The organism is Streptosporangium amethystogenes, assembly GCF_000721075.1.
Taxonomy (GTDB): domain Bacteria; phylum Actinomycetota; class Actinomycetes; order Streptosporangiales; family Streptosporangiaceae; genus Streptosporangium; species Streptosporangium amethystogenes.
The window spans coordinates 16500-42700 of the sequence record NZ_JOEQ01000001.1 but is presented as its reverse complement, the minus strand read 5'-3'; the positions used below and the strand labels follow the sequence as shown (position 1 = coordinate 42700).

Genomic DNA, 26201 nt, shown 5'->3' with positions numbered 1-26201 from the left:
GAGTTCGAACATGCGAAGTGGACGGGTGGGCGCCCTGGCCGCGGTGATCCTGGTACCGGTGGCCGTCGCGATCCCAGGGGCCGCGGCCGCCGAGACGGCCAGGGCCTCCGCGTGCGAGGCGAGGTACCAGGAGGTCAACTCCTGGTCCTACCAGGAGAACGGGGACCAGGTGACCGACAACATGGTGGAGATGTCGATCAGGAACACCGGCACCTCGACCATCAACGAGTGGCGGCTGAACTGGACGTGGCCGGGCGACCAGAAGGTCACCGTCTCTCTGGCCGGCCGGATGGACCAGTCGGGGGCCGATGTCACCGTGCACAGCAACGGGTCGTGGAATCCTGTGAAGCCGAACGCCGCGGTCCAGCAGGCCTTCATTCAACGAGGGGCTTCCGCGGTCCCCGTCCCGGTCGTGACCTGCACTCCCGTCCAGTAACCCTCGGGTACGGATGTGGCTCTTACGCACAGTTCAATACAGTCCGGGAAGTCCGGTGCGACGTCGATGGAGAAGGTGAGGTGGCCGACGCCGGAGGCCGTAGTGCGCTGGGCGAGCTGACAACCTCAACAGGTTCATCGTGCCCAATGCGGCGGGATCCACCGGGCGGAGCCATCCCGGCCGTACTCGTCCCCCGAGACGAGTCGGCGGAAGTCAGGCGACCTTCGAGGCAGGAGCCTTCCAGGTGTTGCAGGCGCCCGGCTTCTTCGAGGCGTAGCCCTGCTCGAACCAGTGGAGGCGGTTGGCGGGCTTGCCGTACCAGTTGAACCTGGCGTACTCCTTCGGCGTCTCGGCGGTGAGGAGGGGCTTCCAGTTCCTGGCCGAGTGCCCCAGGCTCCTCATGGAGATTCCGCCCAGGCAGTCGGCCTGCAGGTAGTAGCGGTGCATCTGCTCGTCACCGTCGTCCTGGTTCTCCCCGCCGGCCGGCAGCGCCCACCACGCCGCGCCGATGCCGGTCTGGCCCTGGATGAACACGGCATAGGCCCGGGTGACCTCGACGAGGATGGCCTGGTCGGACTTGGCTTCGATCCAGTCGGAACCCAGCTGTATCTGGATGGAGCGGTGGCAGTGGGCGGCGAAGGAGCCGGACACCTGCAGACCGGTGAGGCAAAGACCGTCCTCGACCTTGGCCTCGATATCCACTCCCGCCGGGACGAAGTCCTTGATGGTCTTGCGCCAGGCGGAGTTCAGACAGCCGACGACCTTGTTGAGGTACTTCGTGGTGGAGGCCTTTGTGGTGCCCTTGGTCGCCTTGCAGGAGACCGAGGGGAGGCTGCCCTGCTTGTAGAGCGGGTTGTGGGTCAGCTCGGGGGCTCCGACGATGGGACCGGCGGATGCGGCGGCCGTACCGGTAAACACCAGGGCGAAGGCTCCGGCAGTGGCCGCCAATGTGCGAATCATCATGAAGCATGATCGTAGGGTGAATGTCACCTGTGAAGCGCCTCTTTCGGCGCGCGTTCCGATCGGGCGTCGTAGAATTCGATCATGATCGGGTCGATTCCTCCCGCTGGGTTATTTCGTTTCTTCCCCGCTCCCTGGCCCGACTCGGGAGCTGGTACGTGGGCGGGGGATCTGGAAGAACGCCTGGTAGCACTGGCGGGTGAGCACGGCTTTCAGCCTGCGCATGCCACCAAGAGTAAAATTGAACTTGTTCATCCCGGCCGACGCCAGGTCGTCTACCTCAACCGTAAGAGGCTTCGGCGGCAGACGATCGCCGTGGTCGTCCCACCCTGGGTAAACTTGGATGATCTACGTACGCTCTCGGGGGTGACTCTCCCTGAGAAGTTCTTCCACAGCTCCAACATGCGGACGTTTCCCAAATACGTGAACAACGGTGAGAACGAGATCTCGTACGGATACTCGCTGGAGTGCGCGAATCTCACCGTCTTCGGTCGCTTGCTCGACCGGGTTTGAGGATCGCCGTACGGATGAACGAGCTGCCGGTGTCGGTTCCGCCCGACGCCAACTCAGAAGAGCTTGGTCGATAGATCTGCGGGTAGCCGATGAACTCTCGGGCCCGCGGTGAGATCCGTGATTTGTGCGGGTTTCTGGGAACACCCGCCGATTCGGCCAACCGAAAACACGAGTGGGCCCTGGAAGGGTGCTGCTCGCCTACGCTCCAGGCTACTTCGTCCTGGAGTTGGCCGACCTTGGACCGCACGTTCTTGTGGTGTGCTTGTCATGGGAGCGTAGAAGACGGACCGGTACGCCCTTGCTCATATTTTCCAGTCGATATCCTCACAGTTCGGCGGACCATTATTAAATCGCATTGCGGATGATGCCGGCGCATGCTGATGATGTTGTTCATCCCTATGGCATGGGTGGTGTATGTGACAACGGACAGCTCGATTCGGCTCGCAGGGAACAGTCTCGTCATCCGTTTTCCCAAGAACCCCGAGTTCAACAGAGAGCTACGACGGATAACCGGCGGTCACGTCCTATTCGACTATCGGCTCGGCGGCTACCGGATGGACGCCGACGAATTGGAGCACTCTACGGTGAGGGAAAGCCTGAGAGGGTTCGCGCGACGCCACGGCCTGTCCTTCCAAGGCGAGGCATGCGTTCGTGCAGGGGCGTTTCTAACGGTCAACGCGGTCGAGCGGGTTCGGGCCGAGATCAAGGCGATCGAGGACATGCTCAGAAGCACTCGTTCCATCGGTCTGAGCACTCGAGGCGAGGACGTCGAGACCTATCGGGATCAGTTGGGCGGTCGGCGCCGTGACCTGTACTCCATGCGCGCCTGGCCCCGTCTGAGTAGCCGCCCCGCCGGATGTGGCTTGGTCACACCGGGCAGCCTCATTCGCATCCGTTACCCCGACGGTGAAGAGGGGGCAGTAGTCGTTTCCGCGGTCGACCTCGACGGCTACGAGCGAGTGTCTCCGTTCACCGAACTCGGACAGGTCCTTACCTCGGCCTCCGTGGGGCAGCACCATGAATTCAAAGGTGGCTTGTTGCGAGCGGTCAGGGTCGTCGCGGTGGATGACTGATACAGCTGGGCAGACCCGTCGACACGGTCAGTGCGTGGCCGGCGGGAGCCATCGTTGAACCAGGTGTCGTGGGACGGTGGCATCGACATGCCACAGCTTCCTTGCCCCGTGCCACTGGGGGCGTATCCCGGCGGCCTGTAGCGCGTGTTTGAACTCGTCCTTCTTGTCGAAGGGGACCTTTATGTAAAGGCGCCCGCCCAGCACATCACCGGCTCTGACATCCGGAGCCGAATTCGGCTCCGGCTCCGGCGACGTCTGCTTCCAGGTACGGGCAGGACGTTCCATCCGTGCGCGGTCGACGATGTGACGGACTTGCCGGCAGGAGGACGGGTCGGTGATCCGCATCATCAGGTCGGTGGCGCCGGTGTTGGCGAGGAGATTGAGCGAGCCGTGCCACAGCACGGTGTCGTCGACGATCATGACCTTCTCGTGCATGCGCTCGCGTACCGCTACCAGGCAACCGGCGGCCTCAAGGTCTCGTACCAGGGCGTGCCTGCGTGGATCGTCGGCCTGGTCCCGGGTATGGACGGTGACCTGTACTCCGTTTTCGATGCGCGGGGTGAGATGCCGCAGCCATCTGCCGACGGGGGCCGGGTCCAGGAAGGCGCAGTAGATCTCGATGCTGCGCTGAGCTTGTTCGATGTCCCAGGCGATGGCGCGGGACACCTCGTCGGCGGGGAAGAACGCAGGCCGGGCCAGCTCGTCCTTGTCCAGCCCGGCCAGGTCGGCCGCGGAACGGAACGGTACGAGCTCGTCCACCGGGAGTAACCGCGCATGGCGCTCCAGGTGGGCGAGCATCTGTGCGGCCTCACTGCCCGGACTGAGGTTGTCGTGCAGGAACCGGGTATCGGCGACGACGACGAGATGGTCCTGCGCCCTGCTGAGGGCCACGTTGAGTAATCGGCAGGTGGAGGATGACAGGCCCGAACCCTCGTAGAAGTAGCCGAGCTTGTCGCCCGCTCCCGCCACGGTATCGATCACCACAATAGGGCGCTGACTGCCCTGGAACCGGTGGACGGTGTCCACCAGCCCTTCGTAGCTCTCGCCGAACCGGTAGGTCAGACTGTTCCGCAGAGCCTTCACCTGGTCTCTGAATGGAGCGATCACAGCCAGCCGGTCGGCTGGCCGCTCCCCGGTGGCCAGGCCCGTCCACTTGCGAGCGGGCAGGACCTCGTCGTACTGCAGGCCTCGGACAAGCTCATGAATGACCGCTTCGTGCACAGTGTTGGTCTTGTGCCCGTTGCGGCGGCCTTTCGGGTTGGGCAGGCGGCGCGGGGTGGTGTCGACAAGGATCAGCGGGCCGTCGATCAGTGGCGAGGGCGGGAGACGGCTGCGGTCGTCGCGCCCGGTGCGCAAGGGTGCGTCGGGGTAGGCCACGACATTGACCACCTCGCAGATCGACGGGCGCATACGGTACTGCGTGTCCAGGCAGACCATCCGCTGGTCCTGACGGGCCGAGCCCACCGGGTCCACCAGCCCGGCCGTGGCGAAGACATCGCGGTCCATCCAGAGCACAGCGTGCTGCCTGTCCTCGGGGGAGGCCTCCCGGTCGCCGGAGGACCTGGTCACGGCGGGCAGTTGCCGGAAGTCACCGGCGACGACGACCCGCCGGGTGGCAAGCCCGGCAGCGCACCAGGCCGAAGGGGTGTTCACCATCCCGGCCTCGTCGATGACCACCACATCGATCGAGTCGAGCAACTTGCGGGACTGCACCGCTTTGGCGACGGTGGCGCCCATGACGCGGCAGTTGCCTCGGACGACTTCGGTAATCTTCTGCTGTTCCTGTTCCAACTCGCTGAGTTGCTGTTGAAGCCTCTCGATGGCGTCCCGAAGAGGACCGGGCGGGGGAACTCCCCGCAGCCGTCCATGCAGCACGGCCAGCTCCGGCTCAAGTTTGGCGACCTCGGTGGCACGGTTTCGCTGTACGGTCAGTGCGGCGTGCAGTTGCTGGTCGAGCGCGGCGACGGTGTTCCGATGTGTCCAGTGCACGCGGCCGAGGTCGTCGAGTTTGGCCTGTTTCTTCTTGGCGAAGAGCCCGGAAGGGGGGCCGATCTCGTGAATCTGCTGCTCGGTCCTGGCGAGGGCGGCCTGCCCGGCCTGGATCTGCCCGCGCAGGGCGGCGGCGTGCCGCCGGGCCTCGTCGTGTCGCGCGCTCAGGTCCCTCAGTTCGCCTGAGACGCGCTCGGCCTCGGTGTGGAGTGCGAGGTCCTGACGCGCTGCGTCCAGCAGTTCGCGCGTTTCGGTGATCCGCGCGGTGATGGCGGCGGCGATCCGTCCGGCGATCCGTCCGGCGTTGATCTGGTCGCCGAATCTGGTGGCCAGGGAGGCGAGCTCGATGTCTCCGGCGCGCTGCACGAGCCCCGTCTTGAAACCCTCCTCACCGGAGAGCAGGTCACAGATCCGCTCCAGCGCCTGGTCCACAGCGACCTTGGTCGGGGCGACGAAGAGCACTCGCATCCCCTGCCGGTAACAGCCCTCGACGATGGAGGCGACAACCTCGGTTTTGCCGGTTCCCGGCGGTCCCCAGATGAAGGTGAGCTCGCTGTCGAGAGCCTGCTCGATCGCCTGCCGCTGCCGGGGATTGAGTTCGCGTTCGCGGTACCCTCGGATGAAACGTTCTGGGGTGGCACAGCGGTTGACACGCGGACTTCCCTGGCCGAGCATCCAGCCCGCCGTGGTGAGATTGACCAGACTCTCGCTCCCGCCAGCGGATTCCAGTCGCTCGGCGAGGGTCTCCATGCCCGCCGACTCGTCCTTGCGTAGCTGAGCGTTGCCTGGCTGGCTGCCCAGATCGGCCGCGGTGCGGACCGTGACCTTGCCATCGGGCATCCGCATGGCCTCGGTGCTCACCCACGGGTCGCGGGAACGTGAGAGCCGGACGAGCAGCTTCTCACCGGAGAACGCGTCCTTCCAGCTTCTGCAGGAGAACATGTACTCCTGGATCTCCCCGTCACCTCCGACTCTGCGTCCGGCGGTCAGCGAGACCTTCTCCCCATCGCCGTCACTGCGAAGTTCAGCGGTGATCTCCAGGCGTACGGCCCGTAAGAGATCATCGACGGGAAAGGGTCTCTGCTGCGTGCCTGTCATCGCGCTCCCTCTGGGGTAAGGAGATCAGCGTGCCGGTACAGATCAGAAACGTACCCTTGCTGAGCAGGGGTTGAGGAGTGCTGGTGTAAGTCCGGTAGCGGACAGAAAAATCTGCCGTGTCCTCGATCTGCCTTCAAGAAACGTATTCGGGATCATTATGGTGAACATCACGACTCGCTCACCCCGGATCGTCGGTGGACGGCCTTTCGTCGAGCTGGTCGTAGGGAGGAATCGCATCCTCGGGGGCGAGGCCACTGGGCGCGTCAAACCGGCCTACCAGGTCGTCAGCCGCATCCTGCCTACCGTGCTTGACGAGATAGTCGGCCACCTGCCGGGTGAACAGGGCACGTTGCGGGTCACCATCCGGGAAGTCCGTCGCCTCAAGGAACGCCTCGAAGTGGTCGACGACGGATGATCCGTGTCCCGGGCCAGGTGTGGACGGCTCATCGTCCACTGACTGTGAGGGGGATGGTTCCGGCACCAGATACCGGAAGCATTCGGGTATGTCCTCGTTGTTTGCGGCGGAGGAGAGCTGGGCGAGGATGCCCAGGTCCTGCACCACCTTCTCTACGCGGTCGTCGTTCCTGGCGAGCCACCAGACCACGGCGCTACCCGGGTCTTTCAGTACGTCCTCTCCTAGATACTCCCGCTTGCTCTGCTCGTACTTCCTCTCGTGCTCCCAGACCGCCTTGTCCTTGCGCACCTCGGCGAGCTTGTCCAGCCGCTGCCGGTCGTGATCGGAGAGAGTAAGCGTGACCGACTCGGCCATCGCTCGTATGTATCCGCTGGCGTCCGACTGCATCCTGCTCAGCGCACCATTCAGCTCGTGTTGAACGAGTGAGGTCCTGCCGGGGAGCCGGTTCTTTGTAATATCCATGGCACGTTCCAGGATCGTGTCGACCGCTAGGCCGCCGAGGTTGGCGACCGGCTCATTCACTGTCCTGCCATCCGGGGACCACCGCACCGTCGCTGAGAACAGGAAGTCGTAGTCCTCCTCCATACTCGGCAGTGCGACTTCGACGACCCGCTGCTCCCGAGGCTCTATCGGTGGCGGTGGAAGGTACGTCGTCTCCACCGGTGGCGTGGAATCCGTTCCGCGGCGGGTTGCCCTCATGGCCAGGACCAGGAGGATTCCGGCTACCACAGCGATCACCACCCATGCCCAGGGCGGTAGTGGAGCGAACAGGATGAGACCGGCGAGAATCAATCCCGCGAAGGCGACAAAGTAAACCGTCACCGTCCTGTGGCCAGAACCCATGGTGTTGCCTCCCTGATCTGTTGTCACGATGGCAGCTCACGCGGCCCCGATACCCATGGCGAAGTTGATCTTCCGTAGGACGCGATCTACGAGAAAGTTGTGGCGTTCCTGTCCGTCCGTCCCGAGGCGTGCCAGGTCTCGGGTGATGACGTGCAGGCGGGCCAGGAGGTCTGCACGTTGCTCGCCTCCGGCGACCAGCGTGTCGAGAAGATGCTCGCGATGCGGTTCTTCCTCGAAGGCCGCTCGGATCCAACGCTCCGCCTGCGTGCGCCAGACCTCGTACGGACGCCGCTGGAAGGCGATGCTCCAGCCGGTGATCAGCTGTTCTCTTAGGGCGGGGTCGGACAGAGGTGCACGCGTGCGTGGCCCGGCGGCTGTGAGCGGTGCCGGATCGGCAAACTCCAGGAACAGGTCGGCGTCGATCGGCCATTCTTCCAGCTGGAGCCGCTTAACTAACCGCTCCAGCATCCGGACCCGAAGTTGGGCGTCGGCGCCCACCAACTGCACGAGCGCGGTGTGGGCATGTGTGGTTCCGCGCTCCCTGCGCGCCAGATGATGGAGCCGGACCATGGCCTGGTCCGGGTGGCGCACGGCCATCACCTGCCAGCACGCCACGACGAGCACCTGGGTGAGTCCCCTGGGCAGGATCGTCTCACGCGACCAGTCGTAGATCTTCTGCCGGAAGAACCGGCCGTGTTGCTCGTGCTGGAGTCCTTGCCGCAGTGCCTGGACGGCCGCGTCCATCCGGAAGCCGTTTCCAATGTCCTTTGCGCACTGCGACACGAGAGTCAGCAGCAGGTCTCGATACCTGTCGTGCAGGCACTGCTCGGCGAACCGCTTGATCAGCTTGTCGCGGTCTTCCGTTTCCAAGCCCGTCAGGCCCACGGTGTCACCGACCCATTTCTGGATGGGCTCCCGTAGTTCCGGTCGGTGGGTCCAGAAGTGGACCCGGACCGCCGAGTCGTATCCGAGCCTGTCGAACCTCACACGGCCGAAGGCGTCGGGTGTCGCCTTGATCTCCTGGAAACGAGTGTCGAGGTCCGCTCGCTCCAGCAGAGGGCGTTCGTCCTGCGGGTGCTCCACCCCTTCCATCATCGCTGCGGTCGCACGGTGGACGACGTCGATGTGAGCTCCGTGCAGCATGGCCGTGGCCAGTAGCAGTGCCCGTTGCGGTCCCTGACGCAGTTCGGCGAGATCTTTGGCGACGAGGTTGCCCTGGTGGTTGTCCAAAACGGCCAGGGCGTTCTCACACCAGGAGGCGAATCCACCCGCTGATCCCGCCGTGGTCCGTGCCTCGACGACGAGTGCGGCGAAGTCGGCGATCTCCTGCATCGAGGGCTTCCTGATCAGGAAGTCCGCGGCGGCCTGAGGCGCCGAATCGGTCTCGGCTACCGGGATGCCCTCCATGCGCAGATAGCGCTGGAGCACCGCTCTGCCTGCTGGGCGGGTGATCTTGACGCGGTAGGCGCCGAGATCCGCCCCGAGCCGCTCGACTCTCCTGGTCGGGAGGACCACCACCAAGTGGGCCCCGTGCTCGTGCACGACCTTGCGGAGGTCAGGAAGCTCGTCTTGTACCTCGGTCCAGACCTGCTCACTGGTGATCGTCGACAGGTCAACCAGCACCAAGGCGCCTTCGCCGACCTGGCTGGTGTTCAGGTAAGGCGCTTTGTCCCTTAGCAGGAGCTCGTGGAACGTCTCGCTCCCGGAGTACAGCTCACCCAGGAGAATCCATGCGGCGGTCCTTCTTCCGGTGCCCGGCGTTCCATCCAGGAATACGGTGCCGCAGGATTCCAGGACCTCGCCCGCCCTGGTGAAGTCTCCGGGGGGTAGGAAACGCTGTCGGAACCATGACAGTTGATCATCGGCAATGCGTCGGGGATCCTTACCCGTGGTTTCGCCCAGCAAGATGATCTGGTTGCCGTTACCCGTGTGCACCGCCGCTTCGCGGCCGATGAAGACGGAGGACCTGATCTGGTCGCTCAACGGCCGTTCTCCTCATTCTTGTGGGAGTCGCCGAACTGGTGACCGATTCCTCCGTGGTTGTCTCCGGCGACGTATGCCGCCCCATCGCCGGAGAAGTGCTGGGAGTCGCGATAGATATTGCCCTTACCGGCGTGAATGGTCCCGTTGTCACCTTTGATGACGGTGCCGACGTCGCCGGTGGTGATGTCGCGGCCCTGGATGGCCGTGCCGTGCACATCGCCCGCCGAGTTGGTGGCGGAGCCGGGAGCCGGCGGCCTGAGATGGTTCACCGCCCTGAATGACGGTACCCAGTCGGCGAGCCTGGCGACGAGACGCGTGAGGTCCGCCTGGAGATCCTCCAGATCCACGTGCACCGACTGGGTATCGGCGAGCCAGGCCAGCTCCACCGGCAACTCCGCCCGGTCCAGCCGTTTTGTCCGGTGCCCTTCGAGAACCGGCACGACCGGTATGCCGAGGGCGAATGCCTCAAGGAGCTCCCGGCGGACCCAGTCGTCCTCGTCATGAAGTCTGGGGGACTGGATCCAGTTGGGGCCAATCACGGCGAGGAGGACGGTACTGCGCCGCACGTTGCCGAGTAGTTCCTCGGGAAAGCGCTGGCCAGGTTTGATGGACCTGGTGGCACGGAAAATCCGTTCCTCTCCCCCGAGAATTGCGGATAGTTCCTTTTCGAGGAGAAGAGCGGTCTTCTCTCCGTCTCCAGTGCGATAGTTGATGAACACGTCGGGCATGGCGGGTTCCCTCTCTACGGGACGATGATCTGCAGGGTCGCGCTGAGTTCAGGATTGAGATCGCGCACTGACCGGTTCTGTCGGTGACGGGCCAGGGCGCGGGCGAGGTTGCGCAGGTCCGCGGCGATGGTGGCCGAACTCACCGTGACAGCGCTGTCGAGCAGTCGGCTGATCACGTCGCACGCGTGGTCGATCTCTCCGGCAGCGGCGTGGGCGAGTGCGCAGCGCACTCCGTAACGGACCTGCGTGCGTAGTGCCCGGGGCGGCACCTGCGCCAATTGTGTCTCCATGATTTCGGCGGCTTCGGCCGGCCGTCCCAGGTCGTAAAGGCACCAGCCGGTGATCATCGCGACCGGATCGGACAGGTTGGTGGTGCCGATGATGGGCGCGTCAGAGTCGGATGCGTGGCCGACGAGCAGTGCACGCGCCCGGTCCAGGCTGTGCATGCAAGCGTCATAGTCACCCGCGAGCGCGTGGCCCTGCGCCTCCCGTTGCGCTGCCAGGCCGCGGATCCGCGGCGGGACCTTGCCGTTCTGTGCTTGCTGGGCCAGCTCAACGGTCTGGGAGGCATCCTCACGGTAGAGGGTGACCAGTGCCTGGCGGACCAGTCCATAGGCGGCAAGGTCATGATCATCACCGGCAGCCGCCAGATCAACGGCGCGTTGCGTCCACCACAGCGCCGCCTGCTCGTTTCCTGTCTCCTGCACCAGCCAACCGACATACTCGGCGTACCGGGAACCGAGCCTCAGCAACCCCTGGCGGGTCCGGGAACCGGCATGGGCGGACAGCTCTCGGAGCGTATGGGTCTGCGCGATGAGCGCGGGGAGCAGGAGCCCGGGACTGACCGTCTGACCGAGTTGTCGATACTGGTCGAACAGAGATCGGGACGCTCCCAGGAGCGTCGTGTCCTCGGCTCCGGGCAAGGCTGCCGGGCCGCCGATGCTCATTCCCGCGATCGAAGCCGCCCCCGCTGCCAGCGCCTGTCTTCGGCTCATGGGGTGGAACCGGTTCTGCCCGTCTGAGGACAACTGCATCAGCCACACCTCATCCTCGTCACCGCTCTTCTCCTGTACGAGTTCTTCTTTGGGAGGCCGTTCGCGGACCAGAGCGGCGAGCTCGCCTCTGGCGTCGAGTGCGACGTCGCAGAGGCGGCCCAACTCGCGGCTCGGCGCTTTGATACCGCGCTCGACCTTGCTGAGCTGGCCTTTGCTGTAATGCACCAGCTTGGATAAATCGGTAAGGGTGAGGCCGGCGGCGAGACGCCGCCTCCGAAGTTCCCTGCCGAAGGTGACTGGCTGCTGGACCACATGAACCTCCGTCACCGCCTGTCCGAGCAGCCGTGAATCACCGCTTGCAAGACTGTGTTAGCCGGTGTCGGACAGACAAGACCTGTTCTGGTGTTTCCTGTTTCCAACTCCGAAGGCAATAGGAAACAGCAGATCTTGTCCAGATGGCTTCGGGGCCTCTATGGGAGTTCTTCCTGATCGAGAACACCGGCCACCCTGCGGGATACGTTGTTGGTAGCCGATCTGGTATTGGTCACCGGAAAACCGTGAATGGCACTTACCGGAAGAAGATTTGGCCGAGACACGACTTGAAGAATGGGCCGCTTCCACGGTCCACCGATTCCAGGGGGGGAGCGTGACATCGTCATCTATGACACCGTCGACACCGGCCACGGTGTTTCCCCGTTACATCCATGGTTCACCAATGGAGGTGCCGGAAGCGAGGGCGCACGCCTTCTCAACGTCGCGGCGAGCCGTGCTCGTGACAACCTGGCGATCATCGGTGCCCTTAACAACCTCCACCCGCCCGGCGCCACACGCGACCCGGTGTGGACGTTCTTCGCTCACTTGCTTGACCGGGCGCAACGTCTGCCGTGGGAGAAGCTCCTCGTAGGTTCCACCGGCGCTACAGAGCATGTTGAAAGTGCGATCGTGGATCGACTCAAGGATGATCTCGCTCGGGCCGGAACCGTCGAGATGTGGCTTCCTCGGGCACTATTGCGCGAACTTCCGGTGCTTCTTCCCGCGCTGCGGTCGATTCGCAATGAGCATCCGGGCACCGAAGCCGTGACGATCTGGGTCGAGCCGGATCCAGACGGCTACTTGTCCGCCGAGGCATTGCGGGCAAGGCGAGAGGGAATCAATGTCCGACCGCTCGTGCCGATTTTGGAATCGGGCGCGGTGATCGGCGACATCGTCTGGTCCTCGACTGGCTCACTGCTCGGAACGGACCCTGGCGTAGTGCTGCGGACGGAGCACTCGGCCTTCGCCGACGCGGTCCGCCGTGCTCAACGACGCAGTCCGGGCGCGGCGCCCGGTAGCGGGCAGCTCGGCGACGACTGCGGCCGCTGCCAGCGCATGTTGATCCGTTACGAAGCAGGCAGACGAGGCCAGCCGGATCTCAAATATGAGTGCCATACCTGTGATCGTCTTGGCAAGACAACAAAGGGCAAGGCATCAATCCGGATCAGCGGCCGGACTGCCGGGTGAGGCGCTCTGGTTCTACCGAACCACCAGTGACAGCGCCGCGAGTGTCAAGCCGTGTTTCAGGGAGTGCCCTCCAGTGCGTCGCGGGTGTCCATCAGGGCGAAGCCGAGCAGGTTCAGGCCTCGCCAGGTGGCGGCGGAGGCGGCGCGTTCGTCATCGGCGGTCAGGCCGATGCCCCAGATCCGGTCGACGGGGCTGGCCTCGACCAGCACGCGGGCCCGGGTGCCGAGCAGGAACTCCTTCAGCTCGGGGTGCGCGCCGAATTTGGCGATGTTGCCGCGCACCACGATCTCGTAGCGGTGCTCGTTCCACACGGTCTCGTCGAAGCCGCGGACCTCGCGGCCGAGTCTCTTCGCCTCGCCGGGGTGTTCGGCGGCGAGGATCCGCGCCGCGGTCTCGTCGTCGCCGAACAGCCACGCCTTGTGCGCCATCATGTAGTGCTCGGCGGACCGGAAGAGGTGCCCCTCCGCGGTGAAGGTGACCTCCCACCACTGGCTGAGGCATCCGGCGCCGACCCCGCCGTCACGTGACGGCCGGTGGCCCCAGAAGAACAGATAACGCGACCGCTCGGCGGCGATGGCCTCGGCGACCGAGCGGGGGAGCCTGGTGAGGTCGGACACCGGTACACCGTGTCATGGTTGGTCACTGTACGGCCAGCGGATAAAGCGAGATGGCACTGATGATCTTCGCGTGGTGGTCGGTCGGGTCGCCTGTCGTCAACGACGCCACGTGGTGAGGTTTCGAAGCCCGTCGTTTCGAGTGGCGTCATGACCGGCGGACACTCTTTCCCCCAATGGAACAGCCATGATCTCGTAGCGTACGGCGGCTGATCTGGTCGCGTGCGGTACCTCGTCGCCGAATCACCCCGGACACTCCTGTGGGAGGTGTTCGCCGGTGTCACATCGGCCGACCCGCCCATCCGGGCGACCCCGCTGACCGCCTGCCCGGCTGAGAGGTAACGGGGACATTTGGGTGAAGTATCGTCTGGTCGTGACCGATGATCCGCTGGAGTCGCTGCGCCGGCTCTGTCTCGGGCTCCCCGAGAGCACCGAACGACCCAGTCACGGTGAGCCGGCCTGGTTCGTCCGAGGCAAGAAGATGTTCGTGATGTACGCCGACCATCACCATGACGACCGGCTCGCCTTCTGGTGCGCCGCCCCGCCCGGCGTCCAGGAGGCCCTGTCGGCCGAGGCGCCCCAGCGCTTCTTCCGGCCGCCGTACGTCGGTCACCGCGGCTGGCTGGGCGTCTACCTCGACGTTCCCCAGGACTGGGCCGAACTCACCGAGATCGTCACCGATGCCTATCGGACCGTCGCACCCAAGCACCTGCTCACCCGCCTGGAGTGAGCACGGCCTGCGTGATCACCTGTCGTGTACCGGGAGCCGGTCCACTGTCTTTCTGCCGGCGCGACTGCGGCGACCGGGCAGCCCTGCGGATGGTGGGGCTCGCTCAGAGCCGCGCGGACGCGTGCGGGCCGCCAAGAGACTGACCGGCCCGCACGCGTCCGCGACGTCGGCGTCGAGCGTACGGACACGCTCGACCTTGTCCGGGCCGCTGACCACGCCGACCACGACGGCCGAGGTCAGAAGGAGCTCGACTTTACCTGTCCGGGGTCGCCACCTGACGTCGACAAGCCGCGTACCACGATCTCGTAGCGGTGTTCGTTTCGGATCGTGTCGTCGAAGCCGCCGACCTCGCGGCCGAGTTTGGTGAGATCGGACACCGCTACACCGTGTCATGGCCGGACGGCGAGATGACACCGATGACCTCTCAGGAGGCGGGCGGTGGTGCGCTTCCGTTGTGGAACGGGTTCTCGGGCAGGCGTTCGGGGGTGACGAGCAACCGGATCACGCCGGCTTTCACCTGCCACGCGTGCCAGACGATCCAGCCGCGTCCGACCCGGTCCGCGGGTAGCGGCTCGAAGGACAGGCCGCCCGTCTCCTCGTCCGTCCGGATGAGGCTGAACACTGCGGTCAGGCCGCGTTCGCGCGCCTCGGCCAGCATGTCGTCCACGGAGCGGCCGTCTCTCAGCCGGACTCCGGCGAACATCTCACCCGGGGCCAGGGCCGCGTCGAAGTTCGCGTACTCCTCTCCTGGCTTCGCCTGGCGTCCCAGTCTGACGTTCACCCCGCCGGTGAAACCGGCGGGGATCCGGATCACCATGACGCAGCGGTCGCTCTGTCCTGGTTGGCATCCCCTGGGTACCGTCTCCACCGAGAGGGTGACACCCCCGAATCGGGGGCCGGAGAGGGCCAGGTCGGGGTCGAGAGAGTCCTTGCCCGTGACGACCATCCCCAGGGTCTTTCCCACCGCGCCCGGTGAGACGGGCACCGGGCGCAGATCGACGTTCAGACCGACCGCGTGGAACGCCTCGACGTACCTGTCGTAGTCGGCGAACGGGTCCTTGATGCGGGCGACATACTGGTCACCCTCCCGGTGGATCTCCACCGCGGAGTTGGCGTAGGAGGTGGCCGCGCCACCCCCGTCCTCCAGCAGGCTCGGACCCACGACGATGCCCGCCGCGAGCACGACCGCGGCGGCCAGGATCGGCGCGAGACGGCGGGGGCCGCGCCGGAGGAGACCGGGTCGACGGGCACGTCCCGGCTCCTGGGCCGTGATCGAGGTCAGCAGCGCCTGTGCCCCCGCACCGGACGCGTGGCTGTCCGGCCGCCCGGGCTCGACCCGGGCCAGCGGCGTCAGCAGCTCACTGATCTCATCGAAGTTCTTCACAGCGACCTCCCCGCCGGAACCATCCGGCTTTCCACGGTGGACCGGACACCGGCTTCGTCGAGCGCGCGGGAGAAACGCCTGCGGGCACGGTGCAGCCTGATACGTACGGCGTTGCGTGACAGACCCAGCATCGTGGCGATCTCCTCGCGCCCCAGCCCTTCCCAGACGACCAGTGAGAGGAGCTCACGGTCGTCGTCGGACAGGCTCCCGAACACCTGGGCGATCACGCTCAGTTCGACGCCGCTCTCGGGTGAACTCCCGTAGAGGTCGGCCATCTCGGCGTCGAGCTCGATGCTGCGTTCCCGGCGCCGGGTCGCGCTCCTGCGGTGGTCGGCCAGCACCTTGCGGGCCACGCCGTACAGCCAGAGCCTGGCCTCTCGTCCCGGTGGTAGCTCGCGTACCCGGCGCCAGGCGATGGTGAAGGTCTCCGCCACGACGTCCGCCGCGTCCTGCGGCGCGTCACAGCGGCGCACGGCGTAGGCCGTGATCTGGTCATATGTCTCCCGATAGACGGCCTCGAATCTGGCCGGCCAGTCGTCATCCACGGGCGCTTCCCAAGGCAGGTCTCCTTTGCGGGTACGAAAAGTTGACACTCCCTACATGGCATGGGCGGTCCCATCATTTCGCGCAGACTCAGGAAATTTCGGGTGTGCGAGCTCACGGCCGCCGACGTCGACAATGGGGCATGCCTTTCACGTTGAGCCATGCCGTCGCGATCCTGCCGCTGCGGCGATGGCTGCCCCCCTCGGCGCTGGCGGTCGGTGCGATGGTGCCCGATCTGCCGTACTACCTGCCGTTGCCCTTCTCCTCGAACACCACCCACGGCTGGCCGGGCGCTTTGCTGGTGACCCTGCCGGTCGGAGTCGCGGTGCTCGTCGTGTTCCAGTGGCTGCTCCGCGCGCCGTTGACGGCGCTGGCCCCGGAAGGAGTACGTGACCGGCTGCCCGACCGGGCGCCCCTGGGGAACGGGGTCGCGGTGTCGGCCGCGCTACTGGCCGGTGTCGCCACACACCTGGTGTGGGACGGGTTCACCCAGGTGGGCGGCTTCGCCGTGGTGCACTGGCCGGCGATGCGCGTCTCGGTCGTCGGGGCGCACCGGGTGTTCAACGTGGTGATGTACGTCAGCTCGCTGGGCGGGCTGGTGGTCCTGGCCGGTTGGTTCGCGCTGTGGTACCGGCGCGCCGCCGTACGGCCGGGACGGTGGCCCGGCGTGACGGGGTGGGTACGCGGGTGGGTGCTGGCCGCCGGGGCGGGTGTCGCCGTCCTCGGCGCGGCCGTGCTGGGGAGCAGTGACCGTGCCGCGGTGAGTCTGTACGACCTGGTGCGTTGTGTGATTCTGGGCGGGATCGGGGGATTCGGCGCGGTGCTGGTCGGTTACACGGTCGCGTGGCACGTGTGGTCGCTACTGCGCTCCGAACAGCGGGGTCAGGCCTGAGGGTCCACCTGCGTCCTGACCGCTTCGAGCACCTGGCTCTTCGACGGGTTCACCATCGCCTTTCCGGCCACGGTCACGGTCGGTACCGTCTCGTTCCCGTCCGCGACCGAGCGGACGAACGCCGCCGCCTCGGGATCTCCCCAGATGTTGACCTCGCTGTAGCGCAGCCGGGTGAAACGCAGGCGGGTGCGCAGCCTCATGCAGTACGTGCAGCCGGGCCGCCAGTAGACGACCACGCCCTGGTGGTCGGCGTCCTGGTGCGACGTGGCCCGGCCTCGGCGAGGCAGGTTCGTGAGGACCAGCACCACGAACGCGATGATGAGGACGAAGGTTGTCGGGGACATGGGAGAAGTATCTCAAGTCCGCCCAATCCGGGCACTCTCCCTTCCTGTGGACGGGCAGTGGTCAGCCGACGAGGAGGGGAGCCAGCAGTCGCAGCTGTTCCAGTTGCTGATCGAGTGTCCGGGCAAGGGGTTGCACGGCGACATGGTCGGCGCCGGCCGGGTAGTGGGCGCGGACCCGTTCGGCGACGGTCTCCGCGTCCCCCGTGGGCACGATCGCGTCGACGAGCGCGTCACTGCCGCCTTCCTCGAAGTCCGCGTCGGAGAAGCCCAGGTCACGCAGGTTGTTCAGATAGTTGGGCAGGGCCAGGTACAGGGCCATGTAGCGGCGCGCGGTGGCACGGGCACGCTCGGAGTCGGTGTCGACCACCACTGCCTGCTCGGGAGCGAGGACGGGGCCGGGGCCGAGGATCCTCCGGGCCCTGGCGGTGTGTTCGGGGGTGACGAAGTAGGGATGCGCTCCCTGGGCCCGGGTCGCGGCCAGCTCCAGCATCTTCGGGCGCAGCGCGGCCAGCAACCTCGGCGCCTCCTCCACCAGGGGCGAGCCGAAGACGGTGGCGTCCATGGCGTCCAGGTAGGCGCGCATGGCGGACACCGGTCTGCCGTAGTCGTGCCCGCGACTCGTGACCAGCGGAGCGTGGCTCACCCCCAGGCCCAGTACGAAGCGCTCCGGCCACGCGTCGATGAGGGTTCTGGCCCCGTTGGCGGCGGCGGTCGCGTCTCGTCCGTAGATGTTGGCGATGCCGGTGGCCAGGATCAGGCGCTCGGTGGCGCACAGCAGCACCGCGGCGTTGGCCAGGGCCTCCTTGCTGTTCGGGGTCTCGCCGAACCACAGTGTGGAGTAGCCGAGCCGCTCGATCGTGGTGGCCGCGCGTCGCGCCTCGGCCGCGGGTGCCGCTGAGATCGACCCCAGCCACACACCGATGCCGCCGAGGCGCCGCTTGAGCGCGGGCAGATCCACCGGGGGCGGTGCCGTGCGTTCGGACATCTTCGTGTTCCTTTCCGGACTCCTGTCACGATCGACAGAGGATCCTCAGGTTGACCGAACGCCACGGAGCCGAGGGCTCCGGGCTGCCGGGTTCGGTGGCCCGGTCTCCGTCACCAGGGTCCAGGAGGCTCTGTACCCGGTGGCGGATCAGGGAATCGGTCGCCGACCTGCGACGGGCCGGTCGATGCTCGCGGGCGGCCAGGCCGGGCTACCTTGGAGGAGATGGAAGAGAACCGGGCCCGGCGGGTGGTCGACGCGTTGCGTGACCGTGGCATCAACGCTCAACTGGCAAGAGGCGGCTACCAGATGGGGGTCCGGGTCCTGCTGCCCGACGGCCGTGAGGCCGACTGGGACACCGACGGTACGGCGGGGCTTGAGGCGCTGGTGATGCGGAACGGGATGCTGGTCGGTTTCGTGCCGGTGATCGAGGGTTCCGAGGACTTCGACGAGGCCCAGGTCGTCGACGCCATCGCGCGGACCGACTACGACCAGCCCATCGCCAGGCAGCGCGCGGTGGCCCCGCCGCCGGCCGAGCCGCTACCCTGGGTGGGCGGCGTCTTCCGCCGTTTCCTCGACGGCTTCCGCTACCGGTGACGGCAGTCGGCCGGGCGTTCCGCACCGTTGACCTGGTAGCTCGTGACGCGAGGCGTCAGGTGCTGCCGGTGCTGTCGCGCCAGACTGCACGGATCCGCCGGGCGGCTTCGGCGGCCTGCCGGACCCCGGCCTGGTAGGCCGGCTCCCAGGTCGTCCGGTCGTGCAGGGTGGGGCCGAAGACGTCCAGCGCCGCCTGGTCCGGAGCGATCGTCACGATCGTGTCCCGGGGCGGGGGACTCGCGGGGAACAGGTGCGCCAGTGGTTCGACGACGACCAGCATGCGGGCGTCGGAGGCGAGGTCGGCATTGCTTCCGGACCGCAGGGCGCCGTCCATGTACCGCCGGCCGTTGACGGTGATCGGCGGGTAGATGCCCGGCATGGCGCAGCTCGACGCCACGACGGCCGGCAACGGCGCGCCGCCGTCCCGGTCCCAGACCTGGGGCTCGCCGGTTTCGATGTCCACCGCGATGATGAGCAGTCTTCGGTCCGGCCATTCGCGTGCGGCGATCAGGGAGCTTATCTGAGTGACGTGCGCGTGCTCGGTGCCCGTCTCGGCGGCGAGCGCGAGGCGGCCGACCCGGCGCCGGGCGGCCGCAGGTTCCAGGCTGGGATCGCCGAGTACGGCGAACACCTCGGCCAGCCGGTCGGGATTCTCCTTGGGAGTGGCGCCGTCGGGATCGGCGGAGGGTGGAAGAGCGGCGAGCCGATCAAGATCCTGGCCGGTGGTGAGCACGGCGCCGACGATCGCGCCCGCCGAGGTGCCGACCACCAGGTCGGCGTCGGCCAGGTCCACACCGTCGCGGCGTAGCCCCCCGGCGAGCCCGGCCATCCAGGCGGTGCCGACCATCCCTCCGGGGCCGAGCACGACCGCCCTCTCGACAGGTCCGGGTGATCCGTCCGGTGTGGTCGGCTCGATCATCGTCCCGCTCCTGTCGTGTTGGGGCCGGAAGTCGCGATATCGCGCGTATGCAGGCCAGGGTGATCCGGATCGACATTCCAGCCGATCACCCGGCGAGGGTGGATCCGGATGAGCCACGTGCTCAGATCCTTGGGGGCGGTCGGCTCCGACATCGTCTCGGCCCGCCCGCGGATCTCCAGGAAACGAACGCCGAACATTCCCTCGGAGACGACATCGTCGACCACGAGTGCGACGTTGGGGTTGGTCTGGACATTGCGGAACTTCGCCGATGTCTCCATGCCGTGCCCGTAGACGTCGACCGTGCCAAGCTGCGCGTTGTAGTGGAATCCGACCGGCTTGTTCTGCGGGGTGCCATCAGGTGCCACCGTCGCCAGCCGCCCGTGCCGCTGGGCCACGAGGTAGTTCCGTTCGATGCCGATGAGAGTCATGTCCGCCAGTTTGAAACCTTAAGTGCCATTGAGGTCAACTGACTCCGACGATTTCGGGTGGCTCTGGCGGGACGATCCGGAGCCCGGCTCCCGGCTGGATCGGTCGGCCGTGGCGGGCGGACCGTGGCGAGGTGGGGCCGGAAGCGCCGCGACCTCGTCGGCATCGTGGATCTGTTTGGGAAGCGCTTCAGAACGAGGCTGGAGCATAGCAGCATACCGGTCAAATATGGATAGCTGTGATTTTTTATGAATAGTCTTATGGTGTGGGTTCAAGGGTGTTGGAATTTTTCGTTCTTTGGTTTTTTTATTGCTCTATGACGGGTATTCCAGCTGCGGAAGTCAGCCGTCATATGAATGGAGCAAATAATGGCTATAGACGCTATTGCCCGCAAATCGGACCACTGGTTCAAGCTGGTCGACGTCAACGGCGACGGCAGGATCCAGCACAGCGACCTGCAGGCTCTGGCGGACAGGACCCTCAAGCACTTCGGCTACGAGAAGGGATCCGCCAAGGGACGCCGCCTCACGGAGGCGTACGACCGGGCCTGGGTGGCCATGGCCGAGGCCATGGACGCCGACAGGAACGAGGAGATCTCCAAGGAGGAGTTCCGCTCCTACATGGAGAACAACGCCAAGAAGGAGAACGCCGAGAAGCTCCTTCGCCCGGTGACCGATGCCGAGTTCGCGGCGGCCGACATCGACGACGACGGATTCCTGTCCCCATCCGAGTACGCGAAGCTGCTGCAGTCCTGGGGGCTGTCCAGCAGCGAGGCGGAGAAGGGGGCGGGCAATATCGACACCAACCGCGACGGCCAGATCAGCAGCGAGGAATACTTCAGGGCCTGCCGCGACTTCTTCGTCGGCGAGCTCACCTCCCGTACCGGCCAGGTCTTCGGTCAGGTGAAATAGCCAGGGTGACGAGGGTGGCGGTCGTGCGGTCGGCGACCGCCACCTTTTTCGCGCGGTCTTTTCCGGTGAGCGGCGTCACCGGGTGACGGGCAGTGTCTCCACGCGGCGGATCAGCAGATCCGAGCGCCATGGCAGTTCGTCGTCCGAGACGGCGAGGCGCATCGGCGGGCCCGCCGACAGAGAGGAGATCGCGACCCCCATCAGCATGCGCACCAGGGGCGCCCCCATGCAGTGGTGCGTTCCGTACCCGAAGGACAGGTGCGGGTTGGCGCCGCGGTGGAAGTCGAGCTCGCCGGGGTCGGCGAACACCGACGGATCGTGGTTGCCCGAGGGGAGGGCGGGGAGCACCTGCTCTCCCGCGCGCACCAGCGTGCCACCCACCTCCACGTCCTCGGTGGCGTAGCGGGCGAAGGTGACGTGCGAGGGGAAGGGCGCGTAGCGGATGAGCTCGTCGACGGCCGCCGGGATGAGCCCGGGATCCGCGCGCAGCTCCGCCAGCTTCCCGGGTGAGGTGAGCAGGAGGTAGAAGGCGTTCGTCAGCTGTGTCGAGACGTTGTCGATCGCCAGCAGGATGTCGTTGACCAGTTCCTTGATCTCCGCCTCGGCGAGCCCCCCGTCCTCGGCGGGGGCGCCGTCGGGACCCTCCTCGTCCAGGGCGTGGGCGAGGACGCTGACCAGGTCGTCCCTTGGCTCCGCGCGCCGGGCGGCGATGAGCCGGTCGGTGTAGCGGGAGATCTCCTCGACCCTGGCCTCCACGACGTCGGCCGCCAGTGCGGTGCTCGCGAACCCCTCGAACCAGTTCAGGAAGATCGCGAGGTCCTGCCTGGGAATCCCGATCAGCGGACACAGCACCTCCACGACCAGCGGCTTGATGTAGTCGCCGACCAGATCGTACGGGGGAGGCGTGTCCGCGAACCCGGCCATGAGCGTGACGGAACGCTGCTCGGCGATCGATCGGAGCAGGTGGATCCGCTCGGTGTTGAACCTGAGCCCGCTCGCCAGGACCCGGCGCAGCCGGGTCTGCTGTGGCGGGTCGGTGTTGAGGATGCTGTCCTGGAGCGGCAGGACGGTGAGACGCGCCTCGTCGCCGCCGGCGGGGGGCGTCCGGACGAAACGGCGGTCGCGCAGCACCGAACGCATGTCGTGGTAGCGGGTCACCAGCCAGGCGTCGTCACCGTAGGGCGGGCGGACCCTGGTCAGCCCCGGCCGCTCGCGGCACCGCGCGTATTCGGAGTCGACGTCGAGACGAATGGGCTTACCGAAAGGGTAGTCGACGGGCTCGGGAATGATGTCCACGGTCTCTCCGGTGAATGACTCGGTTCGCTGGCTTGGGTTCACGTCCGGAATCGGCCACCGCGCCGGACCTCTGCGTCGCCGTTGCCGCCCGTCAGCCTGAGTCGGGTGCCGTCGTTTGGTTCGCCATCCGCGGAGGCGGGCCGGCTTCCGTAGCCGGATTACCCGTGGGGCGGGAAAGGCAAAACCAAGAAAGACAGATCCCCCCTTTGTCGATAAATGGTTTTATGGCGAAAGGGGGGTATGCCGGTACTGCCGTTCGTGGAAGTGTTGACCCGAGTGGGTGGAAAACCGATATTCGAGGTCGTCGACTGTGTCGACCCCCGCTGCTACTGTTTCGCTCGGCCGGGGAATTGATTCGATCGGCAATTTAAGCTTATTGATGCCGGTTCGGGAGGTTTCTCATTTCTGGTCTGGATGCTGAGGACTCCGAACTCCGGGTGGACGTGGGAAACGTCAGAACGGCTCCCTCGGAGATCGAGTCGACCTACAACGAGCTCGCCGCACTGGTGGGCGAGACGGCGGGACCCGACCGGCACTACGGTTTCTGGGCGGGGCCCGACGACGACACCGCGATCTCCGAGGCCACGGAGCGGATGACCGACTTCGTGCTGGCCCGGCTGGACGTGGGCCCCGGCTCACAGGTGCTGGACGTGGGCTGCGGCAACGGCCGTCCGGCGGTGCGCCTGGCCCGGACATCCGGGGCACGGGTCGTCGCGATCGACATCGACCGGCAGGCACTGCGCAACGGGGCCGAGCACGCCGCGGCGCACGGGATGACGGGGATGGTGGACTTCCGGCGCGTCGACGCGCTGGCCCTGCCGTTCGCCACCGCCTCGTTCGACGCGGTGCTGGCCTTCGAGGTCACCCCGCACTTCGACATCGCCGATCTCTACCGGGGCATCGCCAGGGTACTGCGCCCGCAGGGACGCCTGGTGGTCGAGACGCCCTACCTGCGGGTTCCGATGACGGAGGAGATCCGCGGACGCATCGGCCCCTATCTGGCCATGCTGAACGCCGTGTCGCTCGACACGCCCGAGGACCACCTGTCGGCGGCGCGGGAGGCGGGGATGGCGATCACCGAACTCGTCGACATCACGGAGAACGTGCGCGGTTCCTTCTCCCGGCTCGTACGGGCGCTCCGGGAGAGGCTTGAGACCGGGGCCGGCGCCGAGCGGCTGCTCGACACCTTCGCAGCCTGGGCGGACGCCACCGAGGTCGGTGGGGTGGTCATGACCTTCAACAGGATGGAGCACTGACATGGCGGACATGACAGTCATCGGAACCGGCGTGATCGGTTCCGCGGTGGTGCGGGCCTGCGCCGACTCCGGCCTTGAGGTCTCGGTCTGGAACCGCACGCCCGAGCGGTCGGGAAGGCTCGCGGGAAGGAACGTCCACGTCCACGAGAAGGCGGCCGCCGCGATCGAGGACTCCCCGATCGTGCTGTTCTGCCTGCTCAACTACGAGGTCACCCACCGGGTGCTGGACGAGGCCGCGGCCGATCTCTCCGGCAGGCTCGTCGTGCAGAACGCCAGCGGCGTTCCCGACGACGTCCCCCCGCTGCGGGCGCGGGTCGAGGCCGCGGGAGGCAGATACCTGGAGGCGGCGATCCTCAACTATCCGGACGCCATCGGCACCGAGGACTGTTTCACCGTCTACGGCGGGGCGGCCGAGGACTTCAAGGAACTGGCGGGCGTGACCGAGGCGCTCTCCGGCAAGCAGGTGCGTCTGGGCTCCGATCCCGGTTACGCGAAGGCGTACCACGTCGTGTCCAGCGCCTTCTACTACGCGTTCGTCAACGGCTTCCTGGAATGCTCGGCCATCGCGGAGAGCCTGGGCGTCCCCCTCAACGACTTCGCCGAATCCGTGCCGCTCTACGACCCCGGTTTCCAGAACACGATCGGCGTCGGCCTCGGTCTCATCGCGCGCCGTGACTACACCTTCGAGCAGGCTCCGCTGACCTCGCACCTGGACGTCCTCAACAACCTGACCGGCATCGCGGAGCGGGCCGGGATCGACCAGTCCTACCTGGGCGTGATGCGCGAGCGCGTGCTGAAGGCGATGGAGCAGGGCTACCGGCGTGAGCACGTGGCGGTGCTCACCGAACAGTTCCGCAGCCGCCGAGCGGCCGTCCATAACCGCTGAGGGGAAACATGCACGGGTTTGAACCGGTCGGCGGCGCGGCCGGTGCCGACCGTCTCTTCGAGAGATGGGCCGAGGTCGCGCCCGAGCGTGACGCCCTTGTCCACCCGGGCGGGCGGATGACGTACGTGGAACTGCGCGAGCACGCCACGGTCCTGGCCGGTGAGCTCGTGGCGGCGGGGGTGCGGGCGGGCGACACGGTGGGAGTGCTGATGGAGCGCTCCTTCCTGCTGCCCGCCGTGGTCCTGGCCATCTGGAAGGCCGGTGGCGCCTACGTGCCCCTGCCGCCGTCGCACCCGGTGGGACGGAACGAGCTGGTGCTGTCCGACACGGGTGCCCGGATCGTCGTCGCCGACCGGGATCCGGAGGAACTGCTACCGGGACACGGCCTGCGCTCGGTACGGCCGGGTCTCGGCAGGCCGGATCCCGCCGCCGGATCGGCGAAGGGAGGCACCGCACCGGCGACCCGGGCCGACAGCCTCGCCTACGTGCTCTACACCTCCGGATCGACCGGTGCCCCCAAGGGCGTGCTGGTGGACCACGGCGGCGTGACCAACCTGGCGGAGGGGCTGCGGCTGCTCTTCGGCGACCTCGAAGGGGCCCGCGTCCTGCAGTTCGCGCCGTTCACGTTCGACGCCTGGGTCTGGGAGTTCGCGATGAGCCTGCTCAACGGCGCGACCCTGTGCGTCCCCGAGGCCGGGGTGCCGCTGTACGGCCGCGAGCTGAGCCGCATCCTGTGCGAGCTGGACATCACCCACCTGTCCGGCGCTCCGTCGCTGCTGGCCACCCTGCCCGAGGACGTCCCGGTGCCGGTGACCACCCTCACCTCGGGTGGCGAGGCGCTGCCGGAGTTCCTGGTGGAGCGGTGGGCGCGCAGGGTGCGCCTGTTCAACGCCTACGGTCCGACGGAGGCCACCGTGTCCGCGACGGCGGGGCGCTGCCGGCCGGGGGCGGGCAGGCCGTCCGTCGGACGCCCGCTGGCCGGGGTCGAGGTCCACATCCTCGACGCGGCGGGGGACCCGGTCGCGGCGGGGGAGACCGGCGAGTTGTGCGTCGGAGGGCGCGGTGTGGCACGGGGATACCTGAAGCGGCCCGATCTGACACGCGAGAGGTTCGTCCCCGACAGATTCGCGGGGCGCCCGGGCGCGCGCCTGTACCGTACCGGCGACCTCGCCCGGCGGCGGCCAGGGGGAGAGATCGACTTCGTGGGGCGGATCGACGAGCAGCTCAACGTCCGGGGATACCGGATCGAACCCGGCGAGGTCGAGGCGGCCCTGATGCTCCACCCGCGCGTCACCGGAGCGGTGGTGACCACCACCGGTGAGGAGACCGGAACCGCCAGGCTCACCGCGTACGCGCAGCTCTCGCGGGGGCCGGGGGTTCCCGCCGGCGAGTTGCGCGAGCTGCTCGCCGGTCGGCTCCCCCCGTACATGATCCCGTCGCTCTTCGTGACGCTGGACCGGTTCCCGCTGACCTCCCACGGCAAGATCGACCGCGCGGCGCTGCCGAGCCCGGCGGGCGGCCGGCCGCGGCACGGCCACACGGTGTCCTCCCGCCCGGGAGAGCGGGAGGTGGCCGAACTGGTGGGGCTGCTCCTGGGAGTCGACGAGGTCGGCGCGGAGGAGAACTTCTTCGAGCTGGGCGGGACCTCGGTCGACCTCATCACCCTCCAGGCCGACATCCACGAACGCCGGGGGGTCCTGCTCCCCGTCGCCGACCTCATCGCGGCCCCCGACGTGCGGTCGCTCGCGGCACTTCTCGACACGCGCGCCGGGGATCGTGACCGGTCCGGGCGAGACCTCGCGACGGCCACCGCGAGCAGGAGGAACCTGCTCGCCGGAAGCCGGTCACTGGAGGAACGCCGCTGGAAAGGACGACAGAGTTGAAACCG

The 26201-nt window shown here is 66.9% G+C and carries 26 protein-coding genes; 11 read left to right on the top strand and 15 right to left on the bottom strand.

What is annotated here, in order from left to right:
• Positions 1–10: 10 nt before the first annotated feature.
• A complete protein-coding gene (locus tag IG98_RS0100195; RefSeq protein WP_084195045.1) occupies positions 11–436 on the top strand; it encodes a cellulose binding domain-containing protein in 426 nt (141 codons plus the stop codon).
• A gap of 213 nt (positions 437–649) precedes the next feature.
• On the opposite strand, the gene IG98_RS0100190 is transcribed toward IG98_RS0100195, so the two are convergent.
• Complete coding sequence (locus IG98_RS0100190) at positions 650–1399, bottom strand: neutral zinc metallopeptidase (RefSeq protein ID WP_157594088.1); 750 nt, start codon at positions 1397–1399, stop codon at positions 650–652.
• An 81-nt stretch (positions 1400–1480) separates the two neighbouring features.
• On the opposite strand from IG98_RS0100190, the gene IG98_RS50020 reads away from it, so the two are divergent.
• Both IG98_RS50020 and IG98_RS0100180 read left to right on the top strand, forming a co-directional pair.
• Positions 1481–1909: a hypothetical protein gene (locus tag IG98_RS50020; protein ID WP_157594086.1), complete on the top strand. Its 429-nt coding sequence runs from the start codon at positions 1481–1483 to the stop codon at positions 1907–1909.
• Between the two features lie 374 nt (positions 1910–2283).
• On the top strand, positions 2284–2982 hold the full coding sequence (locus IG98_RS0100180; protein ID WP_030903819.1) for a hypothetical protein: 699 nt from the start codon (positions 2284–2286) through the stop codon (positions 2980–2982).
• Between the two features lie 27 nt (positions 2983–3009).
• Here the strand turns inward: IG98_RS0100180 and IG98_RS46465 are convergent, their stop codons facing one another.
• The 5 genes from IG98_RS46465 to IG98_RS0100155 all read right to left on the bottom strand — a co-directional run bounded on the left by IG98_RS46465 (position 3010) and on the right by IG98_RS0100155 (position 11345).
• Positions 3010–6069 carry an AAA domain-containing protein gene (locus IG98_RS46465; RefSeq protein WP_051751288.1) on the bottom strand — a complete coding sequence of 1020 codons (3060 nt, stop codon included), beginning with the start codon at positions 6067–6069 and terminating at the stop codon, positions 3010–3012.
• 178 nt (positions 6070–6247) lie between these two features.
• Positions 6248–7354, bottom strand: a complete 1107-nt coding sequence (locus tag IG98_RS44360; RefSeq protein WP_157594084.1) for a hypothetical protein — start codon at positions 7352–7354, stop codon at positions 6248–6250.
• Between the two features lie 9 nt (positions 7355–7363).
• Positions 7364–9310: a hypothetical protein gene (locus IG98_RS0100165; protein WP_051751284.1), complete on the bottom strand. Its 1947-nt coding sequence runs from the start codon at positions 9308–9310 to the stop codon at positions 7364–7366.
• Positions 9307–10038, bottom strand: coding sequence for a toll/interleukin-1 receptor domain-containing protein (locus tag IG98_RS0100160; RefSeq protein WP_030903811.1), 732 nt, complete (start codon positions 10036–10038; stop codon positions 9307–9309). Before IG98_RS0100160 ends, IG98_RS0100165 begins: the two co-directional genes overlap by 4 nt.
• A 14-nt stretch (positions 10039–10052) precedes the next feature.
• Positions 10053–11345 carry a helix-turn-helix domain-containing protein gene (locus IG98_RS0100155; RefSeq protein WP_030903809.1) on the bottom strand — a complete coding sequence of 431 codons (1293 nt, stop codon included), beginning with the start codon at positions 11343–11345 and terminating at the stop codon, positions 10053–10055.
• Between the two features lie 294 nt (positions 11346–11639).
• Here IG98_RS0100155 and IG98_RS50015 point away from each other — a divergent pair, with 294 nt between their 5' ends.
• Entirely contained in the window at positions 11640–12533 is an 894-nt protein-coding gene (locus IG98_RS50015) for a hypothetical protein (protein WP_157594080.1), read from the top strand.
• A 56-nt stretch (positions 12534–12589) separates the two neighbouring features.
• Here the strand turns inward: IG98_RS50015 and IG98_RS0100145 are convergent, their stop codons facing one another.
• Entirely contained in the window at positions 12590–13150 is a 561-nt protein-coding gene (locus IG98_RS0100145; protein ID WP_037969077.1) for a riboflavin biosynthesis intermediates N-glycosidase, read from the bottom strand.
• Positions 13151–13520: 370 nt separating this feature from the next.
• On the opposite strand from IG98_RS0100145, the gene IG98_RS0100135 reads away from it, so the two are divergent.
• Positions 13521–13877 (top strand): MmcQ/YjbR family DNA-binding protein, encoded by a 357-nt coding sequence (locus IG98_RS0100135; RefSeq protein ID WP_030903803.1) that lies wholly within the window; start codon positions 13521–13523, stop codon positions 13875–13877.
• A 236-nt stretch (positions 13878–14113) separates the two neighbouring features.
• Here the strand turns inward: IG98_RS0100135 and IG98_RS50010 are convergent, their stop codons facing one another.
• The 3 genes from IG98_RS50010 to IG98_RS0100120 are packed head-to-tail and all read right to left on the bottom strand — an operon-like array spanning position 14114 to position 15806.
• Entirely contained in the window at positions 14114–14254 is a 141-nt protein-coding gene (locus tag IG98_RS50010; RefSeq protein ID WP_157594078.1) for a hypothetical protein, read from the bottom strand.
• Between the two features lie 47 nt (positions 14255–14301).
• Positions 14302–15261 (bottom strand): hypothetical protein, encoded by a 960-nt coding sequence (locus IG98_RS0100125; RefSeq protein WP_030903800.1) that lies wholly within the window; start codon positions 15259–15261, stop codon positions 14302–14304.
• Entirely contained in the window at positions 15258–15806 is a 549-nt protein-coding gene (locus IG98_RS0100120; protein WP_030903798.1) for an RNA polymerase sigma factor, read from the bottom strand. Before IG98_RS0100120 ends, IG98_RS0100125 begins: the two co-directional genes overlap by 4 nt.
• 140 nt (positions 15807–15946) lie before the next feature.
• Here IG98_RS0100120 and IG98_RS0100115 point away from each other — a divergent pair, with 140 nt between their 5' ends.
• Positions 15947–16696: a DUF4184 family protein gene (locus IG98_RS0100115; RefSeq protein ID WP_030903796.1), complete on the top strand. Its 750-nt coding sequence runs from the start codon at positions 15947–15949 to the stop codon at positions 16694–16696.
• Here the strand turns inward: IG98_RS0100115 and IG98_RS48270 are convergent.
• The gene (locus IG98_RS48270) at positions 16687–17040 is read right to left on the bottom strand and encodes a glutaredoxin domain-containing protein (RefSeq protein ID WP_084195044.1); all 354 of its coding nucleotides are present in this window, start codon (positions 17038–17040) and stop codon (positions 16687–16689) included. The two genes, IG98_RS0100115 and IG98_RS48270, sit on opposite strands and share 10 nt — an antisense overlap.
• A 61-nt stretch (positions 17041–17101) precedes the next feature.
• On the bottom strand, positions 17102–18025 hold the full coding sequence (locus tag IG98_RS0100105) for a TIGR03620 family F420-dependent LLM class oxidoreductase (protein WP_030903791.1): 924 nt from the start codon (positions 18023–18025) through the stop codon (positions 17102–17104).
• 222 nt (positions 18026–18247) lie between these two features.
• Between IG98_RS0100105 and IG98_RS0100100 the strand changes: the two genes are divergently transcribed.
• The gene (locus IG98_RS0100100; RefSeq protein ID WP_030903788.1) at positions 18248–18619 is read left to right on the top strand and encodes a hypothetical protein; all 372 of its coding nucleotides are present in this window, start codon (positions 18248–18250) and stop codon (positions 18617–18619) included.
• A gap of 55 nt (positions 18620–18674) precedes the next feature.
• Here IG98_RS0100100 and IG98_RS0100095 read toward each other — a convergent pair whose 3' ends face one another.
• The gene (locus IG98_RS0100095) at positions 18675–19538 is read right to left on the bottom strand and encodes a patatin-like phospholipase family protein (protein ID WP_051751282.1); all 864 of its coding nucleotides are present in this window, start codon (positions 19536–19538) and stop codon (positions 18675–18677) included.
• Positions 19535–19966, bottom strand: coding sequence for a PPOX class F420-dependent oxidoreductase (locus tag IG98_RS0100090; protein ID WP_030903783.1), 432 nt, complete (start codon positions 19964–19966; stop codon positions 19535–19537). The genes IG98_RS0100095 and IG98_RS0100090 overlap by 4 nt, the downstream gene beginning before the upstream one ends.
• 366 nt (positions 19967–20332) lie before the next feature.
• On the opposite strand from IG98_RS0100090, the gene IG98_RS0100085 reads away from it, so the two are divergent.
• On the top strand, positions 20333–20875 hold the full coding sequence (locus tag IG98_RS0100085) for an EF-hand domain-containing protein (protein ID WP_030903781.1): 543 nt from the start codon (positions 20333–20335) through the stop codon (positions 20873–20875).
• Positions 20876–20950: 75 nt separating this feature from the next.
• On the opposite strand, the gene IG98_RS0100080 is transcribed toward IG98_RS0100085, so the two are convergent.
• Positions 20951–22171 (bottom strand): cytochrome P450, encoded by a 1221-nt coding sequence (locus IG98_RS0100080; protein WP_030903778.1) that lies wholly within the window; start codon positions 22169–22171, stop codon positions 20951–20953.
• Positions 22172–22614: 443 nt separating this feature from the next.
• Here IG98_RS0100080 and IG98_RS0100075 point away from each other — a divergent pair, with 443 nt between their 5' ends.
• From IG98_RS0100075 to IG98_RS0100065, 3 genes are read left to right on the top strand one after another with little or no spacing between them, the layout of a single operon-like run.
• A complete protein-coding gene (locus IG98_RS0100075) occupies positions 22615–23427 on the top strand; it encodes a class I SAM-dependent methyltransferase (RefSeq protein WP_157594076.1) in 813 nt (270 codons plus the stop codon).
• 10 nt (positions 23428–23437) lie between these two features.
• Positions 23438–24313: an NAD(P)-dependent oxidoreductase gene (locus IG98_RS0100070; RefSeq protein WP_169750045.1), complete on the top strand. Its 876-nt coding sequence runs from the start codon at positions 23438–23440 to the stop codon at positions 24311–24313.
• A gap of 8 nt (positions 24314–24321) precedes the next feature.
• A complete protein-coding gene (locus IG98_RS0100065) occupies positions 24322–26196 on the top strand; it encodes a non-ribosomal peptide synthetase (RefSeq protein ID WP_051751278.1) in 1875 nt (624 codons plus the stop codon).
• The last annotated feature ends 5 nt before the right edge of the window (positions 26197–26201 follow it).

Excerpts from the sequence above, each read along its gene's own strand:
- IG98_RS0100195 (WP_084195045.1), top strand. The coding sequence starts at position 11 with ATGCGAAGTGGACGGGTGGGCGCCCTGGCCGCGGTGATCCTGGTACCG.
- IG98_RS0100190 (WP_157594088.1), bottom strand. The coding sequence starts at position 1,399 with ATGATGATTCGCACATTGGCGGCCACTGCCGGAGCCTTCGCCCTGGTG.
- IG98_RS50020 (WP_157594086.1), top strand. The coding sequence starts at position 1,481 with ATGATCGGGTCGATTCCTCCCGCTGGGTTATTTCGTTTCTTCCCCGCT.
- IG98_RS0100180 (WP_030903819.1), top strand. The coding sequence starts at position 2,284 with ATGCTGATGATGTTGTTCATCCCTATGGCATGGGTGGTGTATGTGACA.
- IG98_RS46465 (WP_051751288.1), bottom strand. The coding sequence starts at position 6,069 with ATGACAGGCACGCAGCAGAGACCCTTTCCCGTCGATGATCTCTTACGG.
- IG98_RS0100160 (WP_030903811.1), bottom strand. The coding sequence starts at position 10,038 with ATGCCCGACGTGTTCATCAACTATCGCACTGGAGACGGAGAGAAGACC.
- IG98_RS50015 (WP_157594080.1), top strand. The coding sequence starts at position 11,640 with ATGGGCCGCTTCCACGGTCCACCGATTCCAGGGGGGGAGCGTGACATC.
- IG98_RS0100115 (WP_030903796.1), top strand. The coding sequence starts at position 15,947 with ATGCCTTTCACGTTGAGCCATGCCGTCGCGATCCTGCCGCTGCGGCGA.
- IG98_RS48270 (WP_084195044.1), bottom strand. The coding sequence starts at position 17,040 with ATGTCCCCGACAACCTTCGTCCTCATCATCGCGTTCGTGGTGCTGGTC.
- IG98_RS0100105 (WP_030903791.1), bottom strand. The coding sequence starts at position 18,025 with ATGTCCGAACGCACGGCACCGCCCCCGGTGGATCTGCCCGCGCTCAAG.
- IG98_RS0100100 (WP_030903788.1), top strand. The coding sequence starts at position 18,248 with ATGGAAGAGAACCGGGCCCGGCGGGTGGTCGACGCGTTGCGTGACCGT.
- IG98_RS0100095 (WP_051751282.1), bottom strand. The coding sequence starts at position 19,538 with ATGATCGAGCCGACCACACCGGACGGATCACCCGGACCTGTCGAGAGG.
- IG98_RS0100090 (WP_030903783.1), bottom strand. The coding sequence starts at position 19,966 with ATGACTCTCATCGGCATCGAACGGAACTACCTCGTGGCCCAGCGGCAC.
- IG98_RS0100085 (WP_030903781.1), top strand. The coding sequence starts at position 20,333 with ATGGCTATAGACGCTATTGCCCGCAAATCGGACCACTGGTTCAAGCTG.
- IG98_RS0100070 (WP_169750045.1), top strand. The coding sequence starts at position 23,438 with ATGACAGTCATCGGAACCGGCGTGATCGGTTCCGCGGTGGTGCGGGCC.
- IG98_RS0100065 (WP_051751278.1), top strand. The coding sequence starts at position 24,322 with ATGCACGGGTTTGAACCGGTCGGCGGCGCGGCCGGTGCCGACCGTCTC.